Genomic DNA, 13,509 nt, shown 5'->3' with positions numbered 1-13,509 from the left:
CGAAATTTAGGACGCGCGGCGCGCAAGCGGCGGGTCTCAGGCGACGCCGCGCCGGTCCGCTCCGGCCGGCAGGTCGGCGGTGATGCGGCCGTTTTCCATGTGCACGATGCGGTCGCCGCAGTCGAAATAGCGGTCGTCATGGGAGATCACGAGCACGCTCTTGCCCAGCGCCTTCAGCTCCGGCAGCAGTTCGCGGTAGAACACTGTCTTGAAAGCGGGGTCCTGATCCGCCGCCCATTCGTCGAACACCAGGAACGGGCGGTCCTCCAGCACAGCCGCCACCAAAGCGAGGCGCTTGCGCTGGCCGGTGGAGAGATCGCGGGTCGAGAAACGCCCGTCCGCGACGCTCACCTTGTGGGCGAGGGCGAGGCGGGAGACCAGCCGATTGGCGCGGGCGTCCAGATCCGGCGCGCCGGCGAGGCCGACCAGGCTCTCGAACAGGTGGAAGTCGCCGAACACGGCGGAGAACAGCCGGCGCTGGGCGCCGCGGGCGGAGTCCTCCACCGGCTTGCCGTTCAGCAGCACCTGGCCGCCTTCCGGCGCGTAGAGGCCGGTGACCAGCTTGGCCAGGGTGGTCTTGCCGGAGCCGTTGCCGCCCACCAGGAACACGATCTCGCCGGGCCGGAAGGCGAGGTCCACCGGGCCGAGGCGGAACATCTCCGATGTGCGCTCGTCCCAATAGGCGTGGGTCACGCCTGCCAGGGCCAGGCTGGCGAAGGGCAGGGGCGGGGCGGGCGCGTCGGTGCCGGCGGCGAGCGCGGCCTCGGTCTCGGCCAGCCGGCGGCCGGCGACGCGGGCGAGGGCGAGGCGGGGCAGGTCCTCCAGCACGGCGGCGAGCGGCCCCACCAGATAGAGCAGCACCACCGCGTAGCCGGTCGCCACCGCGCCGCCGCCGCTGAACACGAACAGCACCAGCCCGATGAAGCCGAAGATGATGAGGCTGCCCCAGGCCGAGCCCAGGGCCAGCAGGGTCATGCCGTGGGTGCGGGCGCGCCGCACGCTTTCGATGGTGGCGCCGAGGTGGCGGGCGCGGAAGTCGGCTGCCTTCTCGCGATTCAGCTTCAGTTCCTTGGTGCCCAGCACCAGGGCCGAAAGGTGGGCGAACAGCGCGTCCTGCCGCCCGCCGGCATGTTCCAGGTGGTGCCGCGCGCGGCCGCTTGCCAGCATATAGCCGCCGACGCCCACCGCCATCAGGCCCAGGGCGCCGAGGAACAGGGCCGGGGAGAGCCAGGCGAGATAGCCGAGGCAGCCGGAGATGGCCACCGTGTTGGTCAGCAGGACCGGCAGGCGCACCACCATCGTGGCGATGGTGAAGACGTCGTCGGTGAGCAGGGCCTGGATGCGGGCCGCGCCGACCTGCTCCACCGCCCGCAGCGGCGCCGCCTCCACGGTGTCGCAGATGCGGGCGCGCAGCCGCGCCAGCACATCCTGGCCGAGCCGGCCGAACAGGATGCCGGAGGCGGTCTGCAGCACCACCATCGCTGTCGCGACGCCGGCGAAGGCGAGGCCGAGCCGCAGGAGGACTTCACCCTCCGACACCAGTGCGAGATTGATGAGAACGACCAGCGCCACCGCCGTGGCGCCGCTGACGAGGCTGGTGGCCGTGGCGGCGGCGAAAGCCGCCGGGTTCTGGGCGAACACCAGGGCGTGAAGAGCGCGCTCGCGCGCCGATGGCGCGTCGGCATCGGCGGGGCGGCGCGCGGAGGCGGGGCGCTCCATGGTGTGTGCTGCTCCTTGCGGGTCGTCGAGGCGGCCCGGACAGGCCGGGGCTCGATGCTTGAGACGACGGCCGCGCCGGGAAATTTAGGGGGGCGGAGGCCTTTTCTCGGCCGACGGCGGAAAGCACGGCCACACGGCTAAATCGGCGCCGGGCCACTTCGTCTTAGTCACCGAACACGGGATCGGGACGCGAGGGAGTGGACGTCATGCCGGCCAGGGATATGTCCGCGATGCGAGCTGCCGTGACGACGGCGCCCCCGGTGGCGCCCTCCGGATGGCCTGGGACGGGGGACGTGGCCTTCACCCCGCGCGCCGGCGGCGGCGTGGCCGAGGACGGCGCCGGGTCACGGCTGGCCATCTTCGCCGAGGGGGAGGGGGTGGCGCTCGCCGAGCTGCGCGCGGCCGACCCCGCCATGGGGCGCCGGCTGCTGCTGCGGGCGCTGGAGGCGGTGACGGCGACCCGCCCGGCGCCGACGCCGCTGCGGCTCGATGGCCTGAACGCGGCGGGAGAGGCGGGGGCAGCGCTGGGCGGCTGGCTGGTCGCGGAAGGTCTCGCCGCCGCCGCCGGCTCCGGGCACCATGTGTTTCCCGAGGCGCTGTGGCAGCGGCCGGACCTGTGGCTCCCGCAGGCGCGCGCGCCGTTTCCCCAGCGCTTCGCGCTGACCGGGGGGCGGCGCCATCCGGTGCGGCCGCGCAAGCCCGAGGGCGTGGTCTATGCCCGGCACATTCCCTGGCTGGACGCGCGGTTCGAGCTGCGCGGCGTGGACATCGCCGCCGACCTGCAGCGCTTCAATCGCTGGATGAATGACCCGCGCGTGGCCGCCATCTGGGACGAGGCCGGCGATCTCGGGCGCCACCGCGCCTATCTCGAAGCCCTGGCCACCGATCCGCACATCCTGCCCCTGATCGGCGCGGTGGACGGGGTGCCCTTCGCCTATTTCGAGGTCTACTGGGCCAAGGAGAACCGCATCGCGCCCTTCTACGAGGCTGGCGACCATGATCGCGGCTGGCATGTGCTGGTGGGGGAGGACGGGTTTCGCGGCCGGGCCTATGTGGCCACCTGGCTGCCGAGCCTGATGCACTACATCTTCCTGGACGATCCGCGCACCACCCGCGTCGTCGGCGAGCCACGGGCCGACCACCACCAGCAGCTGCGCAACCTGGACCGCTCGGGCTTCGCGCGCGTGTCGAGCTTCGATTTTCCGCACAAGCGGGCGGCGCTGGTGATGCTGACGCGCGAGCGCTTTTTTGGCGATCGCCTGTGGGTGCCCGACGGCGCTCCGCCGCGGGCCGCGCCCCCGCCCGGCACGGTGTGACCCACGCCCCGGTTATTGGTTCCCCATTCTCGTCTCGCCCCTGCAGGACTTGCACCATGAGCTTCAATGAGAGCCGCCATTCGCATGCCCCCGCGCGCGCCGCCGGCCCGCGGTCGGAGACGGACGCAGAGGTCCACGATCTCATCGGCGTCGGCTTCGGGCCCTCCAACCTCGCCATCGCCATCGCCTTGCGCGGCCTGGGCGACACCGGCCTGTCCACCCATTTCGTGGAGAAGCAGCCGCGCTTCGTGTGGCACGGCGGCATGCTGCTGCCGGGCAGCGACATGCAGATCTCCTTCCTCAAGGACCTGGCGCTGCCGCGCGACCCCTCCAGCCCCTTCACCTTCCTGGCGTACCTGCACGAGAAGGGGCGGCTGATGGACTTCATCAACCAGAAGACGTTCTTTCCGAGCCGGGTGGAGTTCAACGATTATCTCGGCTGGGCGGCGGAGCGGTTCGCGTCGTGCGTCAGCTATGGCGAGGAGGTGGTGGCGCTGGAGCCGGAGGTGAGCGGCGGCGCGGTGGACACGGTGCGGGTGGTTTCGCGCGGGCCCGAGGGGCGCACCCGGGTGCGGCGGGCGCGCAACCTGGCGCTCGCCACCGGCGGCGCCCCGCGCGTGCCGGAGCTGTTCGCGCCCCTGCGGGAGGCGGCACGGGTGTTCCATTCGTCCGCTTATCTCGCCCGGATCGACGGCCTCGGCCTGGAGCGGCATCCGGCACCACGCATCGCGGTGGTGGGCGCGGCGCAGAGCGCGGCAGAGATTTTCCTGGATCTCACCAGCCGCTTCCCCCATGGGCGGGTGGACATGATCGTGCGCGGGCATGCGCTGCGCCCGTCCGACGACACGCCCTTCGTCAACGAGATCTTCCACCCTGAATTCACTGATTTCATCTTCCGCCAGAGCGAGCCGCGCCGCCGGGCGCTGATCGCCGACTTCAAGAGCACCAATTATTCCGTGGTGGATGCCGACCTGATCGATCGCATCTACGCCATTCTGTATCAGCAGCGGGTGACCGGCGATGAGCGCCACCAGGTGCGCCGCCTGACCACGGTGACCCAGGCCCGGGTGAGCCGGGACGAGGCGGCGGGCGCCGCCGACGCGGGGGCGATCGTGCTGGACCTCTCCATCGGCCCGGACGGCGTCGCCGGCCGCGAGACCTATGACGCGGTGGTGCTGGCCACCGGCTATGGGCGCGATGGCGGCCGGGCGCTGCTGAGCGGCATCGAGCCTTATGTCACCATCGGCGCGGTGGGGCGCGACTACCGGCTGGCGAGCGTTCCCGAGTTCCATCCGGCGGTGTTCATCCAGGGCACCAACGAGGGCAGCCACGGACTGTCCGATACGCTGCTGTCGGTGTTGGCTGGCCGTGGCCAGGAGATCGCCGACGCGCTCATCGCCGCGTGCGCGGCGGCGGAGGTGAGGGGCGAGGCCCGGGTACTGCGCCAGGCGGCGCGGATGTGAGGCCGATGCCGCCGCCGCGCCTGGTGCTGCTTCCCCATGCCGGCGGGGCGGCCGGCGCCCTGCCGTGGCGCGCCCTGCTGCCGCGCGACTGGGCGGAGCGGGTGATCGACCTGGAGCTGCCGGGGCGCGGCCGGCGCTTCGGGGTGCCGTTCGCGGCCAGTCTCCGTTCCCTCGCCGAGGAACTGGCGGCCAGCATCCATGCCGTGTCGGGGGCGGAGCCGGTGTTGCTCCAGGGGCATTCCATGGGCGCGCTCATCGCCTATGAAACCGCCCGGGCGCTGCTCGACCGGGGCGTCGCGGTGGCCGGCCTTGTCCTGTCCGGGCGGGCCGCTCCCCATTGGCCGGCGGTCGGCGCCGGCCGTCCGCGCCATCTGCGCAGCGACGCGGAACTGGTGGCGGAGCTGCGCCGCCTCGGCGGCACGCCCGCCGCGGTGCTGGCGGAGCCGGATCTTCTTGAGCTGATGCTGCCGGTGCTGCGCGCCGATTTCAAGCTGGTGGAGACCTATCGGTGGGTGCCGGGGCCGGCCTTGCCGCTACCGGCGGTGGTGGTCGGCGGCGTCGACGATCCCGCGACCCCGCCGGAGAGCCTTGCCGCCTGGGGCGAGGCGCTGCGCGGGCCGGTGCGGGTGGAGCGCTGGGCCGGGGGTCACTTTTTCGCCCACCACGCTCCACGACGCTATGCGGAGCTGATCCAGCGCCACGCAGAGGCGGTGGCCGCCGCCGCCGCCGGGGGCCCGGCGTGATCGACCCGCTCGACGCCACACGTCGCCTCGATGCGTTCGTCGCCGCTTCGGTCTCCTCCGATGGCGGGGCGGTGGTGGCGGCGCCGGCGGCGTGGGTGAACGCGGTGCTGGCGCCCGGGCGATGGCTGCCGGCCTGCGAGCGCGCGCGCATCATGCGCCACCTGCATGCCGAGGACCGCGCCGCGCGGCTCGCTGCCTGGGGCCTGGCGCGGCGGATGATCGGGCACCTCACCGGACGCCCGGCGGCGACGCTGGAGATGGTCCGCGACGCTAACGGCCGGCCGCGGGTGGCGGGCGCTGCGATGCTCGATTTCAACCTCAGCCACGGGGCGGGCTGGGTGGCGGTGGGGCTGACGGGCGGGGCGCGGATCGGGGTGGATGTGGATGGCGCGCGCGCCGTCGGCGTGTGGGACGAACTGGCCCCGGCTGTTCTGGCAGAGGACGCCCGCGCCCGCTGGCGCGCTCTGGAGCCGGAAGTCCGCGCGCGGGCCGCTTTGGCCCTTTGGTGTGTGAAGGAGGCGGTCCTGAAGGCGACGGGAGAAGGGCTGGCCGGCGACCCGCGCACCGTGCCGGCCCCTGCGCCGGGAACCTGCGGCGGCCTGATGCGTGGCGGCCGGGACTATATGGCGGGGTCGGCGGCGCTTGGCGTGGCGCATTGTCTCGGTTTTGCGGTCGCCGCCCCGGTGCCCCCCCGGCTGCTGGTCTGGAGCGATGCGCGCCCGGCGGACCGGGCGTGACGCAGGACAGGATTGGGGGCGCGGTGGCGGGCGGGGCGGCGGCGTGTTCACCCCGGCGTGTTCACCCGGCGCGGTCATCCGGCGCGCACATGGTCGGCGAACGTCGTCATGTCGCCCTTGAGGGTTTCGATCTGCTGCATCAGGCGCGTCGCCGAGGCCAGCAGCCGGCCGGCGGCCGCATTGGATTGCACCACCGCCCCGGCCACCTCGGACATGCCGCGCGCCACCTGCATCGTCCCCTGGGAGGCGTCGCCGACATTGCGCGCGATATCCGCCGTCGCCGTTTCCTGCTGCTGGACCGTGGCGGCGATGGCGCCGGTGACCGAGCCGATGGCGCCGATGGTGCCGACGATGCCCTCAATGGTCATAAGGGCGTCCCGGGTGTCATGCTGAACCGCCTCGATCTGCGCCCGGATCTCGGCGGTGGCCTTGCTGGTCTGCGCCGCCAGCTGCTTGACTTCGTCGGCGACCACTGAAAACCCCCGCCCCGCCGCTCCCGCATGGGCGGCCTCGATGGTGGCGTTGAGCGCCAGCAGGTTGGTCTTGCCGGCGATGCGGCTGATCAGGCCGACGATACCGCCGATCTGGTCCACCGCCTTGGCCAGGGTGCGGACCTTGAGGCTGGCTGTTCCGGCATCCGCGACGGCGTCGGCGGCGACACCGGCGGAGCGCGTCACCTGGTGCCCGATGTCCTGCACCGACGCGGACAACGTCTCGGCGGCGGCGGCCGCCGTGGCCACATTGCCGGAGGCGCGTCCCGACGCGTCCGCCACCGCCTGCGCCTGCTGCGTGGTCTGCTGCGCGAACGCGGTCATGCCCTGGGCGGTGGCATGCAGTTCCGCCACGGACGAGGAGACCACCGACACCACCGCGCCCACCGAGGTCTCGAACGACACTGCCAGGCGGTCGAGGGTGGCGCGCCGGTCGCGCCGGCCCGCCTGCAGGTAGACATCGAGGGCCAGCTCCATGTCGAGCATGGCGGCGCGGATGACCGCCGCCTGCAGCCGGATCGTGCGATCGCCGGCCCGCCGATCGGTGAAGGCGCCGCGCGCCGCGCCGATGGCCGTCACCGCGTGGGAAATGAGGAAGCTGTAGCCGCCGATGTACCAGCGCGGCTCCAGCCCCAGCTTGTGGTGCATCTCGCCGATGCGCATGACGGAGGCTTCGTATTCATTGTCGAAGCGTCCGTCGAGGATGACGCTCCAGTGCTTCAGCTGTAGCGTCTTGGCGCGGGCCATGGCCTCACCATGGCCGAACAGGCGCCGTGTCTCGGGCGTGCGCGCCAGATGCGCGTAGAAGGCGTCGAGCACGCTGTCCAGAATGTCCATGATGGTCGTCTTCGACGACCGCAGCAGGCGGAGCGTGTCGTCGTCAAGCAGGTTGAAGCTCAGTCTGTCCATGCGTCGTGGCATCCCGGCCCGGTCAGGAACGTCGTCGCCGCCTGCGGCCGTGTACCCGGGCTCGCCGTGTGGGGCGCGCGTCTCCCGGTTTCCCCGGCGCGGGGCGAGATCGCGGTGTCCGCACACGGCGCGTTCGAGGTGTCCGACTCCGGCGGCCCCGTGAGAACACCGCCCTAAGCAACAACCGGACCTGTCCGGGCGGGCGCCCCAGCAGCGGCGGGCGGCCCTCGCCTGCGCCGCCGCGTGGCCCTCGCCGGGGCGCGGGTGAAAGATGCAGCCGGGACAAGGGGCTGGGGCAGGCGATGGCGGACCGAGGGCGCGCAGTCGGGCCCCGGCCGGCCGGTGGGCACCCGCCAGCGGCGATACGCCAGCCGTACATCCGCGAACAGGAGCCGCTCACCTTCGTACGCTTGCGTGAGCTGGGCCGCCGCGCGTGGAGGTCCTCCCCGCGCGGCTTCCGGCCCGCGTCATGGCCGCCGCGCGTGCCGGGCGGGGCCGTGTCACGTGTTCGCCGGGCCGGTCCTAACGCTCGCTCTTCGGCGGGAAATGCCACTTCCCGTCGCGGATCGGCAGGAAAGCGCCGTCGTCGATGCCCACCTCGCCGGCGACGAGGGTGTTCGTGAGCGCGTTGAGGGACGCCAGGAGGGCGCGGTTGGTCTTCGGGTCCGTGGCGAGATTGTGCATCTCGTCCGGGTCCTCCTGAAGGTCGTAGAGCTCCACGTCGTTCCTGGCGAACAGCGCGTCCAGGGTCGTCGGCGTGTTGAAGGCGGTCTGCCCGAAATAGCGGGAGAAGCGGTAGCGCCCGTCGAAAATGCTGCGGATGCCGACGCGCTCGGCGAAGTCCGGGTCGTTCTTCAGGAAGGTCTGGATCTTGTCGGCGTTGGTGACCTTGCCGGAGAACATGAAATGGGCGAAATGCTCGGCCCATGTCACGTCCTGATAGGACAGCATGTTGTAGTTGAACAGCGCGGCCGGCCTGACGGCATCGACCTTCGCGTTCGCGCCGGCCTTGAGCAGCCCCGAGAAGTCGCGTCCCTTCAGGCCGCTGGCGGCCTTCGCCCGCGCGGACTCCGGGGCGCCGGTGAGGGCGATCAGCGTGGGCGCGAGATCGAGCTGCGACGTGATGGCCGGGCAGGTCACGCCGCCCGGATAGGCCGGGTGGTGGATGATGAGCGGAACGTGGTTCTGCTCCTTGTAGGCGCAGTTGCCCTTGCCGCGCATCTGATGGTGGCCGCCGAGCTCGCCGTGGTCCGCATTGAACACCACGATGGTGTTCTCATGCATGTTGTTGGCCTCGAGCGCCTTCAGGACATGCAGGATCTGCCGGTCGCAGTCGCGGATGCAATTGTAGTAGTAGTTCCGCAGGACATGCCAGCGGCGGTCCTCGTCGGGCCACGGCCCCACCATCATGTCCTGGATCGATTGGTAGATCGCGTGGGCCTTCGGCCGCCCGGGCGCGTCCAGCTTCTGGCTGCGGCTGGCCGGCAGCGGCAGGTCGTCCCAGCGCGCCTGGTAGAGCTGGTCGTCGGGAGTCGGGAAAATGGGAATGGCCGGGTCCTTGCCCTGGACCACCTGGCCGGGAAGATCGGAATTGATGTACATCACATCGTGAGGATTGACGAAATTGACCGCCAGGAACCATGGCTGGCCTTTCGCCCGCAGCGCCTCGCCCTCGCGCCGCATCCAGCTCGCCGCCCGGTCGGCCGTGAAGCCGTCGAACGAATAGCCGCCGAGGCCGCTGTCGATGAGATCGCCGAGGCCGAAGAAATCGTCGAACCCGTAGCTTTCGATGATCTTGCGATAGTCCGCCATGGGCGCCTCGATGGCGTCCTTGGTCTGGTCGAGATTGGCGCTGAGGTGCCATTTGCCCTGGTAGGCGGCGTGATAGCCCAGCTCCTGCATCCGGTGGCCGATCGTCTTGATGGACGTCGACATGTCCGGCTGCCAGAGATAATTGAGGTTGTCGAACACCCCGGAATGCTGGATGTGCGCACCGGTGTAGATGACGGACCGGGCCGGCGAGCACACGCAGGACGCCGACTGGTGGTTGGCGAAGGTGATGCCCCGGGCCTTCAGCAGTTCCCGCGCGGGCACGGGAAACGGCCACTTGGGAAAGAAGTGCTCCTGATCGACCAGGATGAAAAGAATGTTGTAGCCGGCGGGCGGGGCGGCCGGCGCCTGGAGGGGCGGCGCGGTCGCGGCCTGTGTGGTCGCGGTTTGGGCGGTCGCGCGGCCGGGAAGCAGATTGGCGCCGAGCAGGGTCGCCGTGCCCGTTCCCAGCAGGTCGCGGCGGGAGAGGCCGCCGCGCTGTTCTGTGTCAGCCATGGGATGTGACCTCCGCGACGGTGGCGCCGGTCGTCTGGCGCGCTAAGGGATTAAGATCCGGTCCCGGAAACGGGGGGAGCTGGAAACGCGGGCCCGCAAGCCGCGGCCCTGGAAAACGCGGGCCTGGAAAACGCGGGCCTGGAAACGCCCGCGCGCCGGCCGGGCGCGCGGGGGAGGGCTCGTTGGTCGGCGGATCAGGCTTCGTGGCGAATCTTGCCGTTCATCATGGTCATCATCACCGCCGCCTTGTGGATGTCGTGGGGATCGCCGTCGAGGATGTTCCGGTCGAGAATGATCATGTCGGCGAGCTTGCCGACCTCCAGCGATCCCACCTTGTCGTCCATCCGGATCTGGTAGGCCGCGCCCAGCGTGTTGGCATGGATGGCCTGGGCCACCGTCAGGCGCTCGTCTTCCGGCTTCAACACCGGCGCGTCGGGCCGGCCCACCAGCTGGCGGGTCACGCCAACCTCGATGGAATCCAGCGGCCGGTAGGTGGAGAAGTAGCCGGCCGCCGGCCAGTCGGTGCCGAAAGACACCCGCCCGCCGGACTTGAGCACGGTCTGGGTGCGATACATGCGGCTCGCGCGTTCGGGCCCATAGCGTTCCAGCATGTTCTGCAGGGTGTCGGGATCGGCGGACGACCAGTTGGCGGAGAACTGGGCGGTGACGCCGAGCTTGCCGAAGCGCGGGTTGTCGCTGTCCGCCACATAGACGAGATGGGCGATGGCGTGGCGCCGGTCGCGCGGCGGGTTGGCCGCGATGGCCTGCTCGATGGCATCAAGGGCCACCCGCGCGGTGCGCTCGCCGCAGGCGTGCACGTGCACGTCGAAGCCGGCGGCGTCCACCTGGCCGATGAGCTGGTGCCATTCCTCCACCGTGAAGGGGGAGCCGCCGGTGGAATCGGGCTTGTCGGCATAGGGCTCCAGCAGCCAGGCGGTGTAGCCGCCCTGGGAGCCGTCGCCCACGATCTTCACCACATTGACCTGCACCAGCTCGCTCGACACCCGCCGGCGGACGTCGATCAGCCCCGCCACGGCGGTGTCGATGGGCAGCGATTTCACGGCATAGGAGGCGACGACGCGGAACGGCAGCACGTCACGTTTCTCCGCATCCGCATAGAGGGCGATCATGGCGCCCTGGTCGTCGCCCACGGGCGGCACGCCCGCGTCGAACACCGAGGTGATGCCGGCGGCGGCGGCCTTGGGCAGCCAGCCTTCCATGAGCTTGCCCAGGGCTGCGGTGGAGATGGGCTCGATGGCGTTGACCAGAGAGAGCACCGCGTTCGTCTCCAGCACATAGCCGGTGGGGTCGCCCTTCTGGTCGCGGGCGTAATAGCTGAAGCGCGGAATGGGGTCCGGCGTGTCGCGGGCGACGCCGGCCATCTCCAGCGCCTTGCTGTTGGCCCACAGGCTGTGGGCGTCGATGGCGAAGAAGAAGGCCGGACGGTCGGGCACGATGCGGTCGAGCTCGGCCCGGTTCGGCCCCTCGGGCGGGAACATGTCCACCCGCCAGCCGAAGCCGCGCACCGGGCCGGTGGGGTTCTCCTTCGCATAACGCGCGATGGCCGCCAGGGCGTCCTCGCGGGTCGGCAGCTGGAGGTCGAGGCCGGAGGTCAGGAACGCGCCGAGGAAGGGATGGGTGTGGCCCTCGACGAACCCCGGCATCAGCAGGCGGCCCTTGAGGTCGACGATGCGCGTGGCCGGCCCCGCCAGCGCCAGGGCGCCAGCCTCGTCGCCCACATGGACGATGGTCTTGCCGGTGACGGCCACCGCCTTCGCCCAGGGCGCCGGGCCGGCGACGGTATAGATGGCCCCGTTGCGGAAGATGAAGTCGGCCGGAGCGCCGGCGGCGGCGCGCTTGGCATCCTTTTCGGCTTCCAGCCCGAATGCGGCCGTGGCGCTGAACAGCGGGGCGGCCGCGGCGGCGGCCGTCAGGCCGGCGCTGGCGCGCAGCACCGCCCGGCGGCTCGGCCCGCTGCCGCTCCTGGCATCGCCCTCTTCCCGGCGGATGCCGAACGCCGCGAAATGGGGAGCCCACTGACACGCGATACACATCCGCTCTCTCCATCGCTGGGCGCCGGCTCCGCCGCACGAAGGGGCGGATGGACGCGGTTCGCCTTCATTACTCGCAAATAATCGCACCTGGGGGCAGGCCCCGCGGACAGCGACACACAGGGGAGCGACGCCGGCGGCTTCGATCCCCCCGCCCGGTGGCGCCGGCCTCAGTCGGCCGTGGGCCGGCCCGGCGCGCGCGGGGCGTCCGCGATCGCATGCCGTCCGCCTCCGATGGCGAGAATGCCCGACAGGGCCCGAGAGTAATCGAGTACCATTCCGGGTGTCCAGGCCATCCAGGCGGCGCGCCGCCGCATCAGGCCGGCGATCCACAGCTCGGGCAGGCTGAGCAGGCGCAGCAGGAACAACAGGGACGCGGCCTCCCGCGCGAACCGGCCTTCGAGGCCGGCATCCAGGGCCATGGCCACGGCGCTGGAGCAGTTGCGATAGGTCAGGTTGTAGGTGGAATCCTGCCGGTAGGCGTTCCAGAAGCGCCGGAGCGTGGTGCCGTTGACGCCCGTGAGGTGCACCTGCATGGTGGAGGGACACCATTCCGCGCTCTCGGCCGCATAGTTGGGCTTGAACGTGCCGGGCACGTCGTTTTCCAATGTGGCGCGCAGCACGCGGGCGAACTGCTCCGGCGAGCGGTCGATCTCCACCGCCGGGTAGTGACTGATGTAGAGGTCGGGCGGCATTTCCAGCGCCGCATGGCCGGTGGAGGCGACGCCGCTCGGGTCCTGCGCCACCACATAGCGCTGGACGCCGTGGTTGATGGGCGCGAGGCCGCCGGTGGGCGTCCAGACATGCACCGTGAGCGTGTCGCGATAGTCACCGTCCACGGCCCCGGGCGGGAGGGGCTGGGCGGCCGTCCCGTCGCGATCCGGGCGGGTCTGGGCCAGGATGGCGGCGAGCGAGGCGCCGTGCGGCAGGCGCCGGATGCGCAGCGCCATGGCGCAGACGCCGAGCGCGGCGACGATGATGAGCTGCGCCACGTCCGTGCCCACTTCGCCGCGCCAATGGGTGGGCCAGGGCACGAAGGACCACAGGCCGAGCAGGAATTCCAGGCCGGCGAGCGCCATGGAGGTCCGCCAGCGGGGAAAGCGCACCACATAGGCGCTGCCGGCGCGCCAGGTGGCGTCGATGATCAGCACGCTGCCCACCAGCAGGCCCACCAGGATGTCGCTGTGCCAGGGCGCGTCGACAATGAGCAGCACCATGACGACGCACATTCCCGCCTTGATGAAGCGCAGGGCCCGATGAGTCGCGGATGCGCTGGCGAACGCCGCCCCGAAGGATACCGCCGCCATGATGGCCAGCGGAATGGCGAAGTAACGCGCTGGAAACCGCAGCGTCTCCAGCAGGGCATCGACCATGAGCAGGATGCCGATCGCCAGCCAGATCGCGCCGACGACCGCCACCACCCACCATTTCCGCCGCAGCGTCGGCCCGCCCACGAGCAAGAACAGGAGTTCAAACACCGGCCTTGTCCCTCGATCCTGAGGCGCAGGGCTATCCGCGCGCCCGCTGGCTCGCGGGTAGCGCCTGACCCACCGGACACCACTTTACCGGAGTGCCTCCGCCGCTGCCAAGGCGCCGCCGCCGCTCACCGTCCCCGGCGTGATTGCGGGGAGAGGCCGGCGAGGCCGGGGCATGGCCTGCCCGGGCGGATGAAATTAAACTAATTCGGTGCATTATATTGACAATAAGACGCCAAGCGACCTATCTTCGCCGCCGATTGATCGGAATTCCTGTTCC

The 13,509-nt window shown here is 71.0% G+C and carries 9 protein-coding genes; 4 read left to right on the top strand and 5 right to left on the bottom strand.

The annotated features are described in order from the left end of the window. Positions 1–36: 36 nt before the first annotated feature. Positions 37–1,719 carry a cyclic peptide export ABC transporter gene (locus tag V5F53_RS10815; protein ID WP_393996442.1) on the bottom strand — a complete coding sequence of 561 codons (1,683 nt, stop codon included), beginning with the start codon at positions 1,717–1,719 and terminating at the stop codon, positions 37–39. A gap of 293 nt (positions 1,720–2,012) precedes the next feature. Here V5F53_RS10815 and V5F53_RS10810 point away from each other — a divergent pair, with 293 nt between their 5' ends. The 4 genes from V5F53_RS10810 to V5F53_RS10795 are packed head-to-tail and all read left to right on the top strand — an operon-like array spanning position 2,013 to position 5,978. Then, positions 2,013–3,035, top strand: coding sequence for a GNAT family N-acetyltransferase (locus tag V5F53_RS10810; protein ID WP_393996441.1), 1,023 nt, complete (start codon positions 2,013–2,015; stop codon positions 3,033–3,035). A 56-nt stretch (positions 3,036–3,091) separates the two neighbouring features. Beyond that, positions 3,092–4,498 (top strand): lysine N(6)-hydroxylase/L-ornithine N(5)-oxygenase family protein, encoded by a 1,407-nt coding sequence (locus tag V5F53_RS10805; protein ID WP_393996440.1) that lies wholly within the window; start codon positions 3,092–3,094, stop codon positions 4,496–4,498. Between the two features lie 5 nt (positions 4,499–4,503). After that, positions 4,504–5,241, top strand: a complete 738-nt coding sequence (locus tag V5F53_RS10800; protein WP_393996439.1) for a thioesterase II family protein — start codon at positions 4,504–4,506, stop codon at positions 5,239–5,241. Continuing rightward, positions 5,238–5,978 carry a 4'-phosphopantetheinyl transferase family protein gene (locus V5F53_RS10795; RefSeq protein ID WP_393996438.1) on the top strand — a complete coding sequence of 247 codons (741 nt, stop codon included), beginning with the start codon at positions 5,238–5,240 and terminating at the stop codon, positions 5,976–5,978. The genes V5F53_RS10800 and V5F53_RS10795 overlap by 4 nt, the downstream gene beginning before the upstream one ends. A 74-nt stretch (positions 5,979–6,052) precedes the next feature. On the opposite strand, the gene V5F53_RS10790 is transcribed toward V5F53_RS10795, so the two are convergent. The 4 genes from V5F53_RS10790 to V5F53_RS10775 form a co-directional block, all read right to left on the bottom strand. Beyond that, entirely contained in the window at positions 6,053–7,378 is a 1,326-nt protein-coding gene (locus V5F53_RS10790; RefSeq protein ID WP_393996437.1) for a protoglobin domain-containing protein, read from the bottom strand. A gap of 522 nt (positions 7,379–7,900) precedes the next feature. Further along, positions 7,901–9,703 carry a sulfatase family protein gene (locus tag V5F53_RS10785; RefSeq protein ID WP_393996436.1) on the bottom strand — a complete coding sequence of 601 codons (1,803 nt, stop codon included), beginning with the start codon at positions 9,701–9,703 and terminating at the stop codon, positions 7,901–7,903. Between the two features lie 194 nt (positions 9,704–9,897). Next, a complete protein-coding gene (locus V5F53_RS10780; protein WP_393996435.1) occupies positions 9,898–11,757 on the bottom strand; it encodes an amidohydrolase in 1,860 nt (619 codons plus the stop codon). Between the two features lie 167 nt (positions 11,758–11,924). After that, a complete protein-coding gene (locus V5F53_RS10775) occupies positions 11,925–13,232 on the bottom strand; it encodes an HdeD family acid-resistance protein (protein ID WP_393996434.1) in 1,308 nt (435 codons plus the stop codon). Between the last annotated feature and the right edge of the window lie 277 nt (positions 13,233–13,509).

Origin of the sequence: Xanthobacter cornucopiae (assembly GCF_043195065.2) — a bacterium.
GTDB lineage: Bacteria > Pseudomonadota > Alphaproteobacteria > Rhizobiales > Xanthobacteraceae > Xanthobacter.
Note: the sequence above shows the minus strand (reverse complement) of the source record. Positions and strands in the feature narration are given on the sequence as shown.